Raw genomic sequence first — 17,084 nt, forward strand, 5'->3', positions numbered from 1 at the left:
CACCAGAAGGAGTTCAGTACGACTATGCCTGCGGCGAATCGACCAGAGCCCGCCAGCAGCGACGAAACGCTGCTGGCGCGTTATCGCGCGGGCGACAGCGCTGCCTTCGAGGTCCTCTACCAGCGGCATCGCCAGGGGTTGTACCGGTTCCTGCTGAGTCTGTGCGACAAGGCCGAGCTGGCCGACGAGGTCTATCAGGACACCTGGCTCAGCCTGATCCGCACCACCAGTGCGCCACAGGGCCGGGCCAGTTTTCGCACCTGGCTGTACCAGATCGCCCGCAACCGCTTGATCGACCACTGGCGCAAGCACGGCATGCGCAACCTGCTGCACGACAGCTACGACGAGCAGCTGCACGATCTGGCCGATGACGCCAGCGGCCCGGAACAACATCTGAGCCTGAGCCGTGAACGGCAACGCATCGATGCCGCCTTGCAGGATCTGCCCGCCGACCAGCGCGAGGTGTTCCTGCTGCGCGCCCACGGCGAACTGGAATTGCCGCAGATCGCCAGCCTTACCGATACGCCGCTGGAAACGGTGAAAAGCCGTTTCCGTTATGCGCTGAAAAAATTGCGTCGGCTCCTGGCCGAGGAGGTACTGACATGACTGACGCCCGACAGCTTCCCCCTACCGAAGAAGAGCGCATGCTCGAGCACATTCGCCAGCACAGCCATGGCGAGCCGCCGGCCAGCCTCGACGCCCTGATCATGGCCACGGCCCGCCGCGAAGCCCCGGCGCCCCGGCCGTCCCTGTGGCAACGCTGGTTCGATCTGTGCCGCCAGCCGCGCTGGCAAGTGGCGTTCGCCGGTCTGTTCGGCGTGACCCTGCTGCTGGGCGTGTTGCAGCGCTCTCCAGAGCCGGCACCGAGCCAGGCATTCGCTCCCGCGCCGGCACCCGTGGCAAAGGCCGCTGCCCCGCAGCTTGCACGGCGCCAGGCCGAGTCCGCGCCCGCCGACGCTGCCCCTGCGGAATCAACCATGGAGGAGTCGAACCGCTTCGAACTGGCCGCGACGCCGGACGCGGCCGCTGGCGCCTTATCGGCACCCGCTCCCGCGGCACCCGGGGTGGGCCTGCCGCTGATCCATGACACGCAAGCCTTCACCGCCAAGCCTTATGAGTCTCTGGGGCACCTGGCGTCATTCCCGGGTAAGGAGCAGGGCAAGGAGCCGGTTGAGCGCGAGGCGCCGGCGTCGATCCTCGACGACGCCCTGCGCGAGGTATTGCGGCTGCGCAAGACCGGCCAGGACAAGGTCGCCGACCAGTACATCATCGCCCTGAAGCAGCGCTTCCCCGACGAGGAAATTGCCGAACGCCTGGAGGCCTTGCAGCAACCCTGAGGGCAAAACGCGCGCAAGTAATGGCCTGGCACCACGAAAACGCGCACTATCGAGCCAGTTTCCTGAAAGTGAGAGGCTGGCCATGGCGCCACGCATCGACCGTATCGCTGCACTGCTGAATTGCCCGACCAAGGGCGCGGATATCCGCCAGGCCATCAAGGAGAGTCGCAAGGACTTTCTGCTCGAGGCCGGTGAAGAAGATGAAGACCCGCAACAGGCCCAACCTGCCGCGGATCAGGATGAAGCGGCGCCGCAGCGGCAGACGCCAGACTGAAACCCGGCGCGGTTACTTGCGGGCGGGCGCGCGTTTCACGTTCTGGCCCTTGGCCTCGATGGCCAGGGCAATCGCCTTGTAGCAGTCGTAGAACAGTTCCTGGTTCTTGAACATGTTCTCCACCAGTTCCATCTTGCCGTCGCTGTGCTGGACGCGGATGAAGCGCTGGTTGAAGACTTCCACCAGTTCGACGTCCGAGATATTGATCAGGCGAATCTCGCGGATCTTCGAACTGAAATTGCTGACCGGGGCGACCAGCTTCTTGTCCGTCAGCACCACATAACGATTGCCGGCACCGCGTAGGAAGATCAGCGCCCCCGCGGCGGCGACGGTCATGGCCACGCCCAGGACGCCGAGCAGTTGCATGACCAGATGCCCATTGAGCCCCAGGGCCTCTATCAGCCGGATCACGCTGTTGTTCTCGCTGGGTGTGCCGAACACCGCGAACAGCGAAAACCCACCGAAGACCAGGCCCGCCAGGGTCATTTTCTTGTAGTTGGGCCCGTAGTAGTAACGTGCCTGGTGAGAGGGCGCGGTGTTGCCGGAAAGGTTCGAGATATTCATCGTGTGGGGTCTTCCATGAGTCTGGCGAGAAACGCTGTGTATGCGCTCGGCAGTGGGCCGGGCGCGTGAATGGCATCAGGGGAGGCATCATCGCAAAAAAGATTGGAGACACCTAAAGGGCTTTCGGAGTGAAAAGGCTTCAGCAAGAAGCGAAATACCTCACAACGAATGCAGCCAATCCGCCTTGTTCCTCCCAAACCTCCATCCCTATAGTTCCCCCTGTCGCTGAAAAATCAGCGACCGGATTTGGCGATCCGTTTAAAGTTAGGCGCAGTCGTGTCATCGACTCTTTGCGCGTGCATTTCTGTACGGGTGATGGCGATCAATGGCGGCTGTGCGCGGGAGACCTTCGGGTCTGCCGGGTTTACTAACTTACCGGTTCGCCAACCCGCGTACGGCTGCCACCCACTCGTTTGGCGACGAGATCGGCAGTCTTCTTAACCAAGTTAGGGATGACATGTCATGTCGAAGTACATACCGCTGCAAACCAATTTTCCTGATTGTCCTGTTCTGCTGATCGATAGTGATGAGCCGGTAGCGCATGTGCTGGATTGTGCTCATCAGCGGATCAAGGCCGGGACAGATCTTCTGGAAAGCCTCACTTCGGTGACGATCAAGGGCATCGAGGATGCTGATCTTTATCGGCTGACCAACGCGGCTTATCTGCTGCTCAGGGAGGGGGTGGATTTATTGGAGGTTGCGCGGCGAGGGGTTGATTAGTTTAGGCGCGCCGATATCGACAAACTGCCCAAGGTTCTTTGACCCACTCAAATGCCAGAAACGAAAAAGCCCCAGGCCATGCGACCTGGGGCTTTTGCGTTTCTAGCTGGCGCACTCGGCGGGATTCGAACCCACGACCCCTGCCTTCGGAGGGCAGTACTCTATCCAGCTGAGCTACGAGTGCAGTGCGGGCGACATCATACCCATGTCGGCTTGGGGCGTCCATGCGGTTTTTTTTCGCGTGATGATTGGTCGTCGCCTCGTTGTTTATCTTGTCCTTCGCGATACCCGCAAGCCCCCTCGCTCCATTCACAAGTCCTCCCCTCGGACGTCCCTTTGTTTGCTTTGCTCTATGGCTTCAAGCGCTCTAACCCGCTGTGTCTGCACAGCGATTTCCTGCCAGTCAAGGCGAACACATGCATTCAAAAGGCGTGGTAATGCTCGATCTCTCGTTGCGTCAAACCCTGCTGGCACGCTCCGATCTGTTCAGGGGGCTGCCGGACAATCTGATTCGTTATGTCGCCACCCATGCGGTGGAGCGCACCTTGAGTGACCGGGAGGTGCTCTACCTCAAGAGCGAGGCGCTGGACTTCATCGCGCTGGTTGTCGAGGGCCAGGTGTATTCGGTGATTCATGGCCCCGACGGGCGCGAGCAGATTGTCGGCAGCGCCGGTGTCGGCCAGGTGGTGGGCGAGTCGGCGCTGATCGAGGGCCACGCCCGGGAAAACTCGGCCTTCGCCTGCGGCCCGACCCGGGTGCTGCTGTTGGGGCCGCGGCATTTCAGGGTGTTGTACGAGGAGCCGCTGTTCTGGCAGCGGGTCCTGATGCTGCTGATGACGCGCCTGATGAAGATCCTCGAGTTGCTCGAGCTGGTCTGCCTGCATCGCCTGGAGTCGCGTCTGGCGCGGTTTCTGCTAGCCAATATCGATGACTTCGAGCTGGCCCCCGCGACCTGCGCGTCGGTTCCCCGCAACCAGGGCATCCTGGCTTCCATGCTCAATACCAGCCGGCCGAAGCTGAATGTCCAGTTGCAGCTGTGGCGGCGCTCGGGGGTGATCAGTTGCCAGAGCGGCCAGCTGGTGATCAACGATGTCGAGCATCTACGGCGCAAGGCCTGTCCGCTCAATTAATTTGCCAACTGTTCCCCAGGTAACAGCGAACGCCTGCTGCGCGATCACAGACTGTCGGCTCATCAAGGAATGCACAGGGAGTGCTGACGATGGGATCTTTTCGTGAAGTGGCAGTGGCCGACCAGTTGTTCGAAGCGAGCTGGCAGGCGGTGTACCCCGAGCTGATGCGCCGGGCCAATCGGCGAGCCAGGGGCAACCTGGCCCTGGCCCAGGAGTGGATATCCAATACGGCGATCAAAGCCTTGCTGTTCTTCAGGCGTTCCCCCGAACGCATACGAGAGCCGCAGGGCTTTCTGTTCCTGGTGCTGGACCACGTGTTTCTTGACAGCCTGCGCACTAGCAAGCGCGAAGAGCAGTTGTTCGACCGCTCGATCGACCTTGCCCACGATCACCAGGCCCTGCTCGCCGCGCCCTGCGTATCGGTGTTCGAGCACACCGAACAGTTCGAGCGGCTGATGCAGTTGGGCCGCCGCGTGGAGCAGTTGCCGTTGCCCCAACGGCGGCTGTTCGAAATGCGTTTTGTCGAAGAACTGCCGTATCCGCAGATCGCCGCTGAGTTGGGGATCGCCCAGCCCCTGGCGCGCAAGCGCGTGCAGTTGCTGCGGGCGGCGCTGCGTTGACAGCGCTTTTGCGTTCACAGCCGCGGATGCATGGCGTTCTTGTGTCATGAGCACCTGAAACCGTCGACGAGTTCACCGCCAGCGCGCCTGCGCTGGCGCCTTCCATCAAGGAGAGATGTATGCCAGAGGTCAACAGCCAGATTACCGACGCGGTAACCCAAACCAACGTTAAGGTGGTGGCCGAGGCGCCGGCCCAGGCCATTGCCTCGCTGTACCAGGTGGCCAGCCATTCGGCGGGGCTGTCCCTGCAGAACGCGGTCAACAGCCAGCAGGCGTTGAATCAGATCTCCAACGCGGTGATCTCCAAGGCTGTCTCGCTGATCATGCAGATCGGCGAGAAGCCTTGACGCCTGGGGAGATACCTCATGTTCTGGTTCAAGAAAAAACCTGCCGCCGCCGAACCGGAGACTGACGCCATAACGGCGACTGACCCTGCGGCGGTCGACCCCGATACGGCCGATCCCAAGGCCGCTGATGTAACGGCTGCCGATCTCAAGGTAGAACACCATCCCCCGCCACCGCCCACCCCGGCCAAGCCCTCGCGCACGGTGATGGACCGCATGAACGACTATATGCTGGCCCAGGTCGCGGCACCGCCGACCGGCAGTACCGATGCGCTGAACAGCCAGATCGTCGAGGCGGTGCAGTTCACCAATGCCCAGACCTTCGCCTATGCCCCGGCGCAGATCGCCATCGCCCCGGACATGATGATCGGCCAGGCCGCCGGCCTGGTGGCGCAGTCGGCGGCGGGCTATTTCGACGGGGTCAGCAAGCTGGCGCTGGCGGCCCAGGCGGTATTGCTCGAGCAGATGACGAAAAATATCGTCGAAAACCAGCCCGAAAAAGCTGCCGAGGATGCCTTGGGCGCCCTGGCCACCGATCTGCTGGTGGGGGCCGCCGCCGCCGTCGCCGCTGCCGCCGGCGCCATGGAAGCGGAAGCGGCGGGCATGGCCATCGACAAGATCGACCAGAGCATTGCCAAGTACAGCAGCACCCTGGCCAACCGCGCCGCGCCTACGGCCTGACTCTACCGAGCATCGAGTTCCAGAACCCCTCTGGAACTGTGCAATAGCAACGTGCAAGTAACTTTTCTTTATTGAGGAGCGACATCATGCAGCCTGGAGATCTTGTTTTTACCGTAGCCAGAGACGATGACCCTCTGGCCACAAGTGTTCCGCGTAAGCTCATTGGGCTCGGGCAGCGCTTGAAAGCCGCCTTTCTGTCTGAAGACAAACCGGGAGCGCCGATAGTCCATGTGGCGCTCGCCATCAACAATAATCATGTTGTGGAAAGTGTCGGGGGTGGGGTGGCGCTCACTAACCTGGTCGAAGATAAACGCAACGCCATGGTGTTCACGTGCAAGGACCGATCCCTCGCTGACGCGGCTGCGTATGTGGCCAAGCAGTTTTTTGTCGATGCGAGCACCGGAGAGATCAACGGCGAGTACAGCCTTTTGAAAGCGATGCGTTCGACATCCGAGAGCTCTTCCTACGACCCGGGACTTGAGGCAAGGATCAACGCTTCGGTCGATATCGGTGCGGCTTCGTTCTGTTCGGAGTTTGTCGCCAATGCGTACGAAGTGGGCAACCTGTATACCAGCGCCATCATCATACCGCCGCCCCCGGTGGTGTTTTTCGCCCATCCCAAGACGCTCAATCCATGGCAGTTGGCAGACTTCTGCGAGAGCAACCAGCGCTTCAGTTGCACCGGGTTCTGGGAACAGGGCGAAGAGGTGACGTTTTAACAGCCCCTCCTTCAGCCTCTTGCCAAGGAACTCCAGATGGACAAGGAAGACCCGTCTCCAATGGCCGGCATCTATCGGTTGGCCGAGGTGCTCGATCTGAAGTTGTCGTCAGGAGAAAAGCATATTCTCGAGGCGTTGGTTCGTAGCAGCCCTGACACCTTTTCGGGGCCTTCAACCACGGTCATCGATCAGTTGCTCGATCGGACCCAGCGCTTGATCGAGGGTGAAAAACAGCGCACTCGCGAGTTGATGGAACACTCGGTTATTAACGAAAGTGCCTCGAAGCCCCAGCCGCCACAGCATGAAGCGGTGATCCGCAAATGGTTGGCGGCGAAGCAATCATTGTCTTCGTCGAACGCTGTATCAGAAGCCGATCAGCTCATCCGGGAGGTGTTGAGCGAGCAGATAAGACACGAAGTAAAAGAAGCATTGGCAGTGCAAATGAAAGGGCTGGCAGAGCAAGTCGAGTCAGCCCTTGAACGGCTGAGCGAGCAATATGCCGAGCGTGGGCAAGGTTGATTCAGATCGTCTTCACACTCGTTGTTTTGCAACGTTCATTGATTAGCACGGAATCTCCCGTGTATTAACAAAGGAAGTTGAATCATGGCAACAACCGTATCCGAGCAAGTTACCGACGCAGTCACCCAGGCCAACGTCAAAGTAGTGGCCGAGTCGCCAGCCATGGCGATGAGCACCATCTACCAATCCATGGGCCAGGCTACGGCGATTCTGTTTCAGAACGCTGTTTCGGCCCAACAACAGCAAAACACCCTGGCGCAAGCCGCTACCAACCAGGGCGTGATGCAGATCTACAGTGTAGACACCGCCGTTGCCACTGAGAAAATCGGCCAGTAACTAACCTGTTGAGCGTACTGAAGTCGTTCACGTAACGGGCCAACGCCCTGGCCCCCGCAGCCTTTTGGTTGCGGGGGCTTTTTTATGGTCATTGATCTGAATCCCTGAGGGAAAGCGGCGTTTTCGTTCTTTTTTTCGAACAGCCTATTGCCCTGCCCCCCGGTTGACCCTAGGATTCGTTTGAGATTTCAAACGCTCTTGTCCAAGAGCCGATCCGCCCGTCTATTCTGACAGGCGCTATTTCTGTGCTTGAGCCCGGTAACAGTTTTTCCTGACGGCAGCCTGTCAAGGCGCCTTTCAACAATCACAATTCGCTCCGCCTCGCGCGGTGCTGTTAAGGAAACCGACATGCAGCTTAAAGACGCCCAGTTGTTCCGCCAGCAAGCCTTCATCGATGGGGCTTGGGTCGACGCGGATAACGGCCAGACCATCAAAGTGAACAACCCGGCCACGGGCGAAATCCTCGGCACCGTGCCGAAGATGGGCGCGGCTGAAACCCGTCGCGCCATCGAAGCCGCCGACAAGGCCCTGCCGGCCTGGCGCGCGCTGACCGCCAAGGAGCGGGCGACCAAGCTGCGTCGCTGGTATGAGCTGCTGATCGAAAACCAGGACGACCTCGGTCGCCTGATGACCCTGGAGCAGGGCAAGCCACTGGCCGAAGCCAAGGGCGAAATCGCCTACGCCGCCTCCTTCATCGAATGGTTCGCCGAAGAAGCCAAGCGCATCTACGGCGATGTGATTCCCGGCCACCAGCCGGACAAGCGCCTGATCGTGATCAAGCAGCCGATCGGCGTGACCGCGGCCATCACCCCGTGGAACTTCCCGGCGGCGATGATCACCCGTAAAGCCGGCCCTGCCCTGGCCGCTGGTTGCACCATGGTGATCAAGCCGGCCTCGCAGACCCCGTTCTCGGCCCTGGCCCTGGTCGAACTGGCGCACCGCGCAGGCATTCCGAAAGGTGTGCTGAGCGTGGTCACCGGCAGCGCCGGCGACATCGGCGGCGAGCTGACCAGCAACCCGATCGTGCGCAAGCTGTCCTTCACCGGCTCGACCGAAATCGGTCGCCAGCTGATGGCCGAATGCGCCAAGGACATCAAGAAGGTTTCCCTGGAGCTGGGCGGTAACGCTCCGTTCATCGTGTTCGACGACGCGGACCTGGATAAGGCCGTCGAAGGCGCGATCATCTCCAAGTACCGCAACAACGGCCAGACCTGCGTCTGCGCCAACCGCCTGTACATCCAGGACTCGGTCCACGACGCCTTCGCCGAGAAACTCAAGGCCGCGGTGGCCAAGCTGAAGATCGGCAACGGCCTGGAAGACGGCACCACCACCGGTCCTCTGATCGACGAAAAAGCCGTGGCCAAAGTCCAGGAACACATCGCCGACGCCCTGGGCAAAGGCGCGACCCTGCTGGCCGGCGGCAAGCCGATGGAAGGCAACTTCTTCGAGCCGACCATCCTGGTCAACGTGTCGAAAGACGCGGCCGTGGCCAAGGAAGAAACCTTCGGTCCGCTGGCGCCACTGTTCCGTTTCAAGGACGAAGCCGAAGTGATCGCGATGTCCAACGACACCGAGTTCGGCCTGGCCTCGTACTTCTACGCTCGCGACCTGGGCCGTGTGTTCCGTGTGGCCGAAGCCCTGGAATATGGCATGGTCGGCGTCAACACCGGGTTGATCTCCAACGAAGTCGCGCCGTTCGGCGGTATCAAGGCCTCGGGCCTGGGCCGTGAAGGTTCCAAGTACGGCATCGAGGATTACCTGGAAATCAAATACCTCTGCCTGGGCATCTGATACCCGCGCCAAGGCATGGTTTTAAGCGCCAGGGGCACGAGAGCGCTGTCCCCTGGCGTGCTGTAAACGATCTTTCAGTTAGTGGCCGGGATAGCCGGGGCAGTCGATCATCGCATGCTGCCGCGGTTGCCTTCCCGCCACGTCATCCTTGAACCACGCCGACCGATGAGCGGCGAATGAGGACACTATGAGCAAGACCAACGCATCCCTGATGAAACGCCGTGAAGCCGCCGTACCGCGCGGTGTTGGCCAGATTCACCCGATCTTCGCCGACTCCGCGAAGAACGCCACGGTAACCGACGTTGAAGGTCGCGAGTTCATCGACTTCGCCGGCGGTATCGCCGTACTCAACACCGGCCACCTGCACCCGAAAATCGTCGCCGCGGTGACCGAGCAGCTGAACAAGCTGACCCACACCTGCTTCCAGGTCCTGGCCTACGAGCCTTACGTGGAACTGTGCGAAAAAGTGAACGCCAAGGTGCCGGGCGATTTCGCCAAGAAAACCCTGCTGGTGACCACCGGTTCCGAAGCCGTGGAAAACTCGGTGAAGATCGCCCGTGCCGCCACTGGCCGCGCCGGCGTGATCGCCTTCACCGGCGCCTACCACGGTCGCACCATGATGACCCTGGGCCTGACCGGCAAGGTCGTGCCTTACTCGGCCGGCATGGGCCTGATGCCAGGCGGCATCTTCCGCGCGCTGTACCCGAACGAGCTGCACGGTGTGAGCATCGACGATTCGATCGCCAGCATCGAGCGCATCTTCAAGAACGATGCCGAGCCACGTGACATCGCCGCGATCATCATCGAGCCGGTGCAGGGCGAAGGCGGCTTCTACGTCGCGCCTAAAGAGTTCATGAAGCGTCTGCGCGCCCTGTGCGACCAGCACGGCATCCTGCTGATCGCCGACGAAGTGCAGACCGGCGCTGGCCGTACCGGCACCTTCTTCGCCATGGAACAGATGGGCGTTGCCGCCGACCTGACCACCTTCGCCAAGTCCATCGCTGGCGGCTTCCCGCTGGCCGGTGTCTGCGGCAAGGCCGAATACATGGACGCCATCGCGCCAGGCGGCCTGGGCGGTACCTACGCCGGTAGCCCGATTGCCTGCGCCGCGGCCCTGGCCGTGATGGAAGTGTTCGAGGAAGAGCACCTGCTGGACCGTTGCAAGGCGGTCGGCGAGCGTCTGGTGACCGGCCTCAAGGCCATCCAGGCCAAGTACCCGGTGATCGGCGACGTGCGTGCCCTGGGCGCGATGATCGCGGTCGAGCTGTTCGAGAACGGCGACAGCCACAAGCCGAACGCGGCCGCCGTGGCACAGGTTGTTGCCAAGGCGCGCGACAAGGGCCTGATCCTGCTGTCCTGCGGCACCTACGGCAACGTCCTGCGCGTGCTGGTTCCGCTGACCTCGCCGGACGAGCAGCTGGACAAGGGCCTGGCGATCATCGAAGAGTGCTTCTCCGAACTCTGATCCCGCCTGTGACCTGATTGACAAAAAGACCCGCCTCGGCGGGTTTTTTTGTGCCGATAGAGGCTGCGCAGTGCATTTGCGCTGTATGGAAGGCTCGGCATTGACTAAGGTGCAAAGGATTGCCCAGGGAGCGTGCTGCATGACTGCTGTGGATTTACCCGCTGTACCGCGAGTGTTGATTGCCGAGGCGGACCCTTGGTCGCGCGATTTGCTCAAGCAGGTGTTGTTGAATGTACGTTGCGACGCGCGGCTGGACGTGTGCGCCGACGGTCAGGAAGCCCTGCAACTGCTGGCCGAAAATCCCTATGACCTGGTGATCGCCGACTGGGAGTTGCCCGGCGTCGACGGCCTGGGCCTGCTGCGCAGCGTGCGTCAGCGCAAGCGCAACCCAGTGCTGCCTTTTATCCTCATGAGCACCCGCAACGACAGCGCCAGCGTGCGCGAAGCCTTGCCGCTGGCGCCGACGGCCTACCTGACCAAGCCGCTGAACATGGAAGGCCTGACCCAGCGCCTGCAGGACCTGCTGCTGGATCCCGGCCAGGAAGTGTCGTGCGAGGTGCCGATCCTGGCGCCGGGCATGACCCTGTGGACCTTTCTCGAGCGCCGCCGCGAGCTGGCCGACGGCGCGCCGTTGCTCGCCGATGTGCAACTGGCGGTGAAGCGCAGCCTCAACCCCGATGGTCTCGACCTCAAGCTGCTGGAAGAAGAGGTGCGTACCGACCCGCAGATCAACGCGGTGCTGATCGCCGCGGCCAACAGCGCCGCCCAGCACCATGGCAGCGCGGTGCAGACCCTGGCCCAGGCCCTCCACCGGCTGGGTACCGGGCAGAGCATGAACCTGATTCTCGGCCTGGCGCTCAAGCGCAGCGCGCGCCTGAGCGACCCGGCCCTGGGCGATTACGCCGAGCGTTACTGGGAACTGTCGCTGCACACCGCGGAATACGGCCGGACCCTGGCCCGCTTGCTGGACCTGGACCAGGAGCGCTGCTATTGCGCCGGCATGCTGCATCGCCTGGGGGACCTGGCGCTGCTGCGCTGCCTGCAAGAGTGGAAGCAAGCCGGTGGCGCGCTGGACGACATGGAAGAGATCGGCGATGCCCTGGCGCAGTTCGGCGCGGCCTATGGTTCGGCCTTGCGCACCCGCTGGCGCCTGCCGCTGGAGCTGCGCGAGCTGATTGCTTCGGCCTACCAGCTCGGTGGCGGGGTTTATTCCCGCGAGGCTTTGGTGATGAACCTCTCTGCCCAGCTCGCCCGCCTGCGGCCCTCCGAGGGCCTCGAAGAGCTGGCCGACAGCAAGACCGCGCGCCTGCTCAAGATCGGCCTGCCGGAGCTGGTTCGCCTGCGTAAAACCGATACGCGAGAAGCGTGAGGACGCCGCGCAATCCTGTAGCCGCTGCCGAGCCCGCGAGGCTGCGTTCGAGGACAAAGTCCTCGCCAAACCTGGGCACGCGGTTCGCCAGGAAGATCAAGTTGCCGGGTGTTACGACTGCTGCGCAGCCGATCGCAGCCTCGCGGGCTCGGCAGCGGCTACGGTGGGTTGCAGTTGCGACCTACCCCGAAACGATCCGGTTCTTGCCCTGGCGCTTGGCTTCGTACATCGCCGCGTCGGCGCGGGCGAAGAGGCTGTCGAGTTTTTCGTCGTCGGCGGTGAGGCTGGTCAGGCCCTGGCTGACGGTGATGCTGAACTGCTCCTCGCCATGGCTGAAGGTCAGGCGCTGGATTTCCCGCTGCAGGCGTTCGGCAACCTGGCGTGCCATGTCCGGGGCGCAGCCGGGGAATAGGGCGGCGAACTCCTCGCCACCGATACGCCCGAACAGGTCGCCACGGCGCAGGGTCGCGCGGCCGGTCTCGGCGATGCGTTGCAGGACGTTATCGCCCTCGGGGTGGCCGTAGGTATCGTTGACCACCTTGAAGTCATCGATATCCAGCAGCAGGAAGGCCAGCGGCGTGCCTTGCTGGCGCGCCTGCTCGAATTCGCGGTTGGCGCATTCGAAGAAGTGCCGGCGGTTGCTGCTCTGGGTCAGCACGTCGGTGGTGGCCAGGCGTTGCAGCTCGGTTTCCAGGTGCTTTTTCTCGGTGATGTCCTCGGCCAGGCCGACGATGATCACCCGGTCCCCGGGGGCGGCATTGCGATTGATGAAGCACTTGTCGCTGAGCCAGCGGACCTGGCCCTGGGCATCGATGATGCGGTATTCGCGGTCTTCCACCGCGCCTTTTTCCAGCACCTGGGCCAGGGTCCGCTCGGCGTATTCGAGGTCGTCGGGGTAGACGCTGTCGCGCCATTCGTTGGCGTCGGCCAGCAGCAGGCCGGCGGAGCGGCCGAAAATGCGTTCATACGCCGGACTGACATACAGCACCTGGCGGGCTTCCCAGTCGAAGGCCCAGAGCACGGCATTGACGCTGACCAGCAACGAGCTGAACAGCTGTTCGCGTTCTGTCAGCCGGGCGACCTCGCCCTGGGCATGCATCAGCGCCATCAGGGTTTGCGCGGCCTCGGGCCACTGGGGAAAAGCGGATGGGAGTTGTGGGTTCTTGTTGGCCATCGGCACCGATCTCAAAGCGCTCGCCGCTCGGGAAACGAAGCGGCCACGGAAAGCCCGCCTGGATGGCGAAGTGTTGCTTGAGATAGGGGATTGGCGACGAAGTTCCCGTTTGCCGCGGTCTGGGAGCCGGCAGCCGCTGGGCGGTCACGGTGGCGCGGATGACAGGCTGGAACTCATGGGGCGGGGAGGGCAGCGAAGCCCACCCGCCACGGCAGCCGGGCTTGCCATGGCGGGTGAACGGGCCAGCGTCAGAGGCTGGCGGGGCGCAGCGAGTAGGTTTTCAACTGGCTGGCGAAGTCGCGCAGCGATTGGATCCCGCTGGCCTCGGCTTCGTGGACCCAGTCCTTGATCGCCGCCAGCATGTCGTGGCCATTGGAGCTGGTCTTGGCCCAGATCTGCTGCAGCGCCAGGCGCTTTTCGTAGATCACTTTCAGGGCCTGGCTGTGCTCCAGCATGTTCTGGATGCGCGCATGGTGGCGCTCTTCCAGCAGGCTGGTCTCCCGCGACAGCAGGCGCTTGGCGCGATGGAACTGGTGGCGCACCGAGTGATCGACCTTGTCCAGTTCCTGCTTGACCAGTGGTGCGATCACCAGCTTGCGGTACTGCGCCATGATCTGGAAACGGTTGTTGAGGATCGCCATCGCCGTGTCCATGTCCAGGTGGCCCTTGCCTTCGACCCGGTGGGCGATCGGCGCGACCCGCTGCACCTTGGCCAGGCGCAGGAAGCTGAACACCTTGATCCAGGCCCAGCCCAGGTCGAACTCCCACTTCTTCACCGACAGCTTGGCCGAGTTGGGGTAGGTGTGATGGTTGTTGTGCAGCTCTTCGCCGCCGACCAGGATGCCCCAGGGCACCAGGTTGGTGGCCGCGTCGCGGCATTCGAAGTTGCGATAGCCGACCGCATGGCCCAGGCCGTTGATCACGCCGGCGGCCCAGACCGGGATCCACATCATCTGGATCGCCCAGATGGTGATGCCGATGGTGCCGAACAGCAGCAGGTCGATCACCGCCATCAGCGCCACGCCGCCCAGCTTGTAGCGCGAGTAGAGGTTGCGTTCGATCCAGTCGTCCGGGCAGTTCTTGCCGTAGATGCGCAGGGTTTCCGGGTTTTTCGCCTCTTCGCGGTACAGCTCGGCGCCTTTGCGCAGCACCGTGGACAGGCCCTTGATCACCGGGCTGTGGGGGTCATCCTCGGTTTCGCATTTGGCGTGGTGCTTGCGGTGGATGGCGGTCCACTCGCGGGTGTTCTGCGCTGTGGTCAGCCACAGCCAGAAGCGGAAGAAATGTTTCAGGCCGGCATTGAGCTCCAGGGAGCGGTGGGCTGAATAGCGATGCAGGTAAACCGTGACGCCAACGATGGTCACGTGAGTCATTAACAGGGTGACTGCCACCAGTTGCCAGGCCGACAAGCCAAGAAAACCTTCGTACCACATAGGCTGTAGGGCCCTCGATAAAGAAAAAACAGCAGTCGCATTATCACCGAGCCCACAGAGAAAACCAGTCGCCCTTTCAGATAAGAGTGGCGAGATGTTTCTTCCTCTATAATCCCAAGCTTTCCGTAAGGACATTGACGACCTTATGTCGGTTTCTTCCCGCGACGCTTTGCGCGCAGCCTTGCTCTATCTCTTGTTGTCTGTGGTGTGGTTGCAGCTCAGTGGTCATTTATTGAGCAGTTTCTTCGATGAGTCGAACGATCTGGCGCGCTGGCAACTGATCAACGGGTATCTCTGGGCCCTGGTCAGCGCGGTCCTGATCTTCATCGCGCGGGGCCGTCTGCTGCGTTTGCTGGGTGCCGACTCCTGGCGGCATCACCAGCGCGAGGACCGCGAGCGTCTGCGCCAGGCGGCCGCTGTGTTCGATTGCACCCGCGAAGGTGTGCTGGTCAGCGACCGCCGGGGCCAGATCGTCCACGTGAACCGCGCGTTCATCGAGATCACCGGCTATCAGCGCGACGAGGTGCTGGGCCGCCAGCCGAGCCTGTTCAAGTCCGGGCACCACACGGCGGATTTCTACCAGGCCATGTTCGATTCGCTGAACGCCACGGGCGAGTGGAGCGGCGAGATCTGGAACCGACGCAAATGCGGCGAGATCTACCCGCAGTGGCAGACCATCCGCGCCATCCGCGATGACGACGGCCAGCTCAGCCACTATGTCGCGGTGTTTTCCGACATCAGCGCGATCAAGGATTCCGAGCACGAACTGGCCCACCTGGCGCACCACGACCCGCTGACCGACCTGCCCAATCGCCTGCTGTTCACCGACCGTGCCGAGCAGGCCCTGGCGTCGGCGCAGATCCACAAGCGCGGCTGTGCGCTGCTGATGGTCGACCTGGATCACTTCAAGATGATCAACGACAGCCTCGGACACAATGTCGGCGACCGCCTGCTCAAGGCCGTGGCCCAGCGCCTGCAAGGCATGTTCGGCCCGGGCATCACCCTGGCGCGGCTGGGCGGCGACGAGTTCGCGGTGCTGGTCGAGAGCTGCGCGCAGCCGGGGCAGGCCGCGGTGCTGGCGCAGCGCATCATCGACGGGGTGAAGCAGCCTTTCCTGATGGACGAGAACCAGCTGTTCATCAATGCCAGCATCGGCATCAGCCTGTTTCCCAGCGATGCCCTGAGCGCCGAGCAACTGTTGCGCAATGCCGACACGGCGTTGTTCAAGGCCAAGAGCGCCGGGCGCGACAGTTACGCGCTGTACACCGAGGAACTGACGGCCCACGCCCAGCAACGGGTGGAAATTGCCTTCGAATTGCGCCGCGCCCTGGAGCAGCAGGAGCTTCGGGTGTTCTACCAGCCGGTGCACGACCTTGCCAGCAGCCGCCTGGTCGGGGTCGAGGCGCTGGTGCGCTGGGAGCATCCGCAGCGTGGCCTGGTGCCGCCTGGGGAGTTCATTCCGATTGCCGAGCGCGCCGGGCTGATCGCCGAGATCGATGCCTGGGTCATGCAGCAGGCCTGTCGGCAGATGTGCCAATGGCAGGCGGAGGGCATGGCGTTGTCGTTCGTCGCGGTGAATGTCTCCAGCCGCCTGTTCGCCCGCCGCGAGCTGTACCAGCAGGTGGCCCAGGTGCTGCACGACACCGGCCTGGACCCGGCCTACCTGGAGCTGGAAGTCACCGAAAGCGCGGTGATGGAAGACCCGGAAGTCGCCCTGGAGCAGATGCATCGCCTGCGCGAACTGGGGCTGCGCCTGGCCATCGACGACTTCGGCACCGGTTATTCCTCGCTGTTGCGGCTCAAGCGCCTGCCGGTGCAGAAGCTGAAGATCGACCAGGGTTTTGTCGCTGGCCTGCCGGGGGACGAAGACGACGCGGCGATCTCCCGGGTGATCATCGCCCTGGCCCAGAGCATGGGCATGCAGGTGCACGCCGAAGGCATCGAACAGGTGGAACAGGCGCGCTTTCTCCTCGACCAGGGCTGCGACCTGGGCCAGGGTTACTGGTTCGGCCGCCCGGTGCCGGCGGCGCAACTGCAATGGAACCGGGCGCCGCAGATCCACTGATTGCCAGGCTTGCATCGATTCCACCCTGTAGCCGCTGCCGCAGGCTGCGATCGGCCGGAACGGCCGTGGCGCTCGTGAGGACGCAGGAGGACCTGCGGTCCTATCGCAGCCTGCGGCAGCGGCTACAGGGTTTTCTGCCGCCTGAAGAGACGCAACCCCGCGTCAATTCAAATAATTTCTTCTGGTTATATAAACATTCTTAAATAGTATTTTTAAGAATATCTGCGCCTATCTACTATTGCCCTCACGCCGCAAGCAGTGCCGCCACTGCCAGGCACATCTCATTCAGGAGCAACACCATGAGCGCATCTCTTCGTAGCGTTGACGGCCAGGACGAACAAACCATCTTGCGCGAGATTCAAAGCGCATTGCGCGACCTGCGTTTCGGCGCGGTGGAAATCACCGTGCACAACGCCCAGGTCGTGCAGATCGAACGCAAGGAAAAGTTCCGCCTGCAACACCCTGGCAACAAACCAAGCTGAACGCCGCACCACCTCTCGCCACGAGAGGCCCGACTGGACAACCGGAGGGCGTCATTCATGA

Annotated in this window: 19 protein-coding genes and 1 tRNA gene; 16 read left to right on the forward strand and 4 right to left on the reverse strand. The window is 62.4% G+C overall.

Annotated elements, in window-relative coordinates; all coding sequences use genetic code 11:
- Positions 1-24: 24 nt before the first annotated feature.
- From AC07PQ_RS12345 to AC07PQ_RS12355, 3 genes are all read left to right on the forward strand, one after another.
- Complete coding sequence (locus AC07PQ_RS12345; RefSeq protein WP_493185598.1) at positions 25-606, forward strand: RNA polymerase sigma factor; 582 nt, start codon at positions 25-27, stop codon at positions 604-606.
- Entirely contained in the window at positions 603-1,337 is a 735-nt protein-coding gene (locus AC07PQ_RS12350) for a hypothetical protein (RefSeq protein WP_493185599.1), read from the forward strand. Before AC07PQ_RS12345 ends, AC07PQ_RS12350 begins: the two co-directional genes overlap by 4 nt.
- An 82-nt stretch (positions 1,338-1,419) precedes the next feature.
- The gene (locus AC07PQ_RS12355) at positions 1,420-1,611 is read left to right on the forward strand and encodes a hypothetical protein (RefSeq protein WP_007930316.1); all 192 of its coding nucleotides are present in this window, start codon (positions 1,420-1,422) and stop codon (positions 1,609-1,611) included.
- Positions 1,612-1,623: 12 nt separating this feature from the next.
- Here AC07PQ_RS12355 and AC07PQ_RS12360 read toward each other — a convergent pair whose 3' ends face one another.
- The gene (locus tag AC07PQ_RS12360; RefSeq protein WP_007930318.1) at positions 1,624-2,175 is read right to left on the reverse strand and encodes a hypothetical protein; all 552 of its coding nucleotides are present in this window, start codon (positions 2,173-2,175) and stop codon (positions 1,624-1,626) included.
- A gap of 462 nt (positions 2,176-2,637) precedes the next feature.
- Here AC07PQ_RS12360 and AC07PQ_RS12365 point away from each other — a divergent pair, with 462 nt between their 5' ends.
- The gene (locus AC07PQ_RS12365; RefSeq protein ID WP_493185600.1) at positions 2,638-2,895 is read left to right on the forward strand and encodes a hypothetical protein; all 258 of its coding nucleotides are present in this window, start codon (positions 2,638-2,640) and stop codon (positions 2,893-2,895) included.
- A 107-nt stretch (positions 2,896-3,002) separates the two neighbouring features.
- On the opposite strand, the gene AC07PQ_RS12370 is transcribed toward AC07PQ_RS12365, so the two are convergent.
- A tRNA-Arg gene (locus AC07PQ_RS12370) sits at positions 3,003-3,079 on the reverse strand.
- 232 nt (positions 3,080-3,311) lie between these two features.
- On the opposite strand from AC07PQ_RS12370, the gene AC07PQ_RS12375 reads away from it, so the two are divergent.
- From AC07PQ_RS12375 to AC07PQ_RS12420, 10 genes are all read left to right on the forward strand, one after another.
- A complete protein-coding gene (locus tag AC07PQ_RS12375) occupies positions 3,312-4,025 on the forward strand; it encodes a Crp/Fnr family transcriptional regulator (protein ID WP_007930323.1) in 714 nt (237 codons plus the stop codon).
- An 89-nt stretch (positions 4,026-4,114) separates the two neighbouring features.
- Positions 4,115-4,645, forward strand: a complete 531-nt coding sequence (locus AC07PQ_RS12380; RefSeq protein WP_007930325.1) for an RNA polymerase sigma factor — start codon at positions 4,115-4,117, stop codon at positions 4,643-4,645.
- 119 nt (positions 4,646-4,764) lie between these two features.
- On the forward strand, positions 4,765-4,992 hold the full coding sequence (locus tag AC07PQ_RS12385; protein WP_007930328.1) for a RebB family R body protein: 228 nt from the start codon (positions 4,765-4,767) through the stop codon (positions 4,990-4,992).
- 18 nt (positions 4,993-5,010) lie between these two features.
- Positions 5,011-5,670, forward strand: a complete 660-nt coding sequence (locus AC07PQ_RS12390; protein WP_007930330.1) for a hypothetical protein — start codon at positions 5,011-5,013, stop codon at positions 5,668-5,670.
- Between the two features lie 86 nt (positions 5,671-5,756).
- Positions 5,757-6,389, forward strand: coding sequence for a hypothetical protein (locus AC07PQ_RS12395; RefSeq protein ID WP_007930332.1), 633 nt, complete (start codon positions 5,757-5,759; stop codon positions 6,387-6,389).
- A gap of 36 nt (positions 6,390-6,425) precedes the next feature.
- On the forward strand, positions 6,426-6,908 hold the full coding sequence (locus AC07PQ_RS12400) for a hypothetical protein (RefSeq protein ID WP_493185601.1): 483 nt from the start codon (positions 6,426-6,428) through the stop codon (positions 6,906-6,908).
- Positions 6,909-6,992: 84 nt separating this feature from the next.
- Positions 6,993-7,244 carry a RebB family R body protein gene (locus tag AC07PQ_RS12405; RefSeq protein ID WP_493185602.1) on the forward strand — a complete coding sequence of 84 codons (252 nt, stop codon included), beginning with the start codon at positions 6,993-6,995 and terminating at the stop codon, positions 7,242-7,244.
- A gap of 348 nt (positions 7,245-7,592) precedes the next feature.
- On the forward strand, positions 7,593-9,035 hold the full coding sequence (gene gabD / locus AC07PQ_RS12410) for an NADP-dependent succinate-semialdehyde dehydrogenase (RefSeq protein WP_493185603.1): 1,443 nt from the start codon (positions 7,593-7,595) through the stop codon (positions 9,033-9,035).
- 187 nt (positions 9,036-9,222) lie between these two features.
- A complete protein-coding gene (gene gabT / locus AC07PQ_RS12415) occupies positions 9,223-10,500 on the forward strand; it encodes a 4-aminobutyrate--2-oxoglutarate transaminase (protein WP_007930337.1) in 1,278 nt (425 codons plus the stop codon).
- Between the two features lie 139 nt (positions 10,501-10,639).
- Positions 10,640-11,869: an HDOD domain-containing protein gene (locus AC07PQ_RS12420; protein ID WP_007930338.1), complete on the forward strand. Its 1,230-nt coding sequence runs from the start codon at positions 10,640-10,642 to the stop codon at positions 11,867-11,869.
- Between the two features lie 181 nt (positions 11,870-12,050).
- On the opposite strand, the gene AC07PQ_RS12425 is transcribed toward AC07PQ_RS12420, so the two are convergent.
- The gene (locus AC07PQ_RS12425; protein WP_007921510.1) at positions 12,051-13,043 is read right to left on the reverse strand and encodes a GGDEF domain-containing protein; all 993 of its coding nucleotides are present in this window, start codon (positions 13,041-13,043) and stop codon (positions 12,051-12,053) included.
- A 248-nt stretch (positions 13,044-13,291) separates the two neighbouring features.
- Positions 13,292-14,476, reverse strand: coding sequence for a delta-9 fatty acid desaturase DesA (gene desA, locus AC07PQ_RS12430; RefSeq protein ID WP_007921512.1), 1,185 nt, complete (start codon positions 14,474-14,476; stop codon positions 13,292-13,294).
- A gap of 145 nt (positions 14,477-14,621) precedes the next feature.
- Between desA and dibA the strand changes: the two genes are divergently transcribed.
- Entirely contained in the window at positions 14,622-16,541 is a 1,920-nt protein-coding gene (dibA, locus tag AC07PQ_RS12435; RefSeq protein WP_007921514.1) for a phosphodiesterase DibA, read from the forward strand.
- Between the two features lie 299 nt (positions 16,542-16,840).
- Complete coding sequence (oscA, locus tag AC07PQ_RS12440) at positions 16,841-17,023, forward strand: sulfur starvation response protein OscA (RefSeq protein WP_007921516.1); 183 nt, start codon at positions 16,841-16,843, stop codon at positions 17,021-17,023.
- Positions 17,024-17,084 lie beyond the last annotated feature (61 nt).

Source organism: Pseudomonas sp. GW821-FHT09E12 (genome assembly GCF_059416085.1).

Bases quoted from the DNA above. Each gene is read 5' to 3' on its own strand.
- AC07PQ_RS12385 (WP_007930328.1), top strand. From the start codon at position 4,765: ATGCCAGAGGTCAACAGCCAGATTACCGACGCGGTAACCCAAACCAAC.
- AC07PQ_RS12420 (WP_007930338.1), top strand. From the start codon at position 10,640: ATGACTGCTGTGGATTTACCCGCTGTACCGCGAGTGTTGATTGCCGAG.
- desA (WP_007921512.1), bottom strand. From the start codon at position 14,476: ATGTGGTACGAAGGTTTTCTTGGCTTGTCGGCCTGGCAACTGGTGGCA.
- AC07PQ_RS12365 (WP_493185600.1), top strand. From the start codon at position 2,638: ATGTCGAAGTACATACCGCTGCAAACCAATTTTCCTGATTGTCCTGTT.
- AC07PQ_RS12380 (WP_007930325.1), top strand. From the start codon at position 4,115: ATGGGATCTTTTCGTGAAGTGGCAGTGGCCGACCAGTTGTTCGAAGCG.
- AC07PQ_RS12360 (WP_007930318.1), bottom strand. From the start codon at position 2,175: ATGAATATCTCGAACCTTTCCGGCAACACCGCGCCCTCTCACCAGGCA.
- AC07PQ_RS12350 (WP_493185599.1), top strand. From the start codon at position 603: ATGACTGACGCCCGACAGCTTCCCCCTACCGAAGAAGAGCGCATGCTC.
- AC07PQ_RS12400 (WP_493185601.1), top strand. From the start codon at position 6,426: ATGGACAAGGAAGACCCGTCTCCAATGGCCGGCATCTATCGGTTGGCC.
- gabD (WP_493185603.1), top strand. From the start codon at position 7,593: ATGCAGCTTAAAGACGCCCAGTTGTTCCGCCAGCAAGCCTTCATCGAT.
- AC07PQ_RS12355 (WP_007930316.1), top strand. From the start codon at position 1,420: ATGGCGCCACGCATCGACCGTATCGCTGCACTGCTGAATTGCCCGACC.
- AC07PQ_RS12345 (WP_493185598.1), top strand. From the start codon at position 25: ATGCCTGCGGCGAATCGACCAGAGCCCGCCAGCAGCGACGAAACGCTG.
- oscA (WP_007921516.1), top strand. From the start codon at position 16,841: ATGAGCGCATCTCTTCGTAGCGTTGACGGCCAGGACGAACAAACCATC.
- dibA (WP_007921514.1), top strand. From the start codon at position 14,622: ATGTCGGTTTCTTCCCGCGACGCTTTGCGCGCAGCCTTGCTCTATCTC.
- AC07PQ_RS12375 (WP_007930323.1), top strand. From the start codon at position 3,312: ATGCATTCAAAAGGCGTGGTAATGCTCGATCTCTCGTTGCGTCAAACC.
- AC07PQ_RS12390 (WP_007930330.1), top strand. From the start codon at position 5,011: ATGTTCTGGTTCAAGAAAAAACCTGCCGCCGCCGAACCGGAGACTGAC.
- gabT (WP_007930337.1), top strand. From the start codon at position 9,223: ATGAGCAAGACCAACGCATCCCTGATGAAACGCCGTGAAGCCGCCGTA.
- AC07PQ_RS12405 (WP_493185602.1), top strand. From the start codon at position 6,993: ATGGCAACAACCGTATCCGAGCAAGTTACCGACGCAGTCACCCAGGCC.
- AC07PQ_RS12395 (WP_007930332.1), top strand. From the start codon at position 5,757: ATGCAGCCTGGAGATCTTGTTTTTACCGTAGCCAGAGACGATGACCCT.
- AC07PQ_RS12425 (WP_007921510.1), bottom strand. From the start codon at position 13,043: ATGGCCAACAAGAACCCACAACTCCCATCCGCTTTTCCCCAGTGGCCC.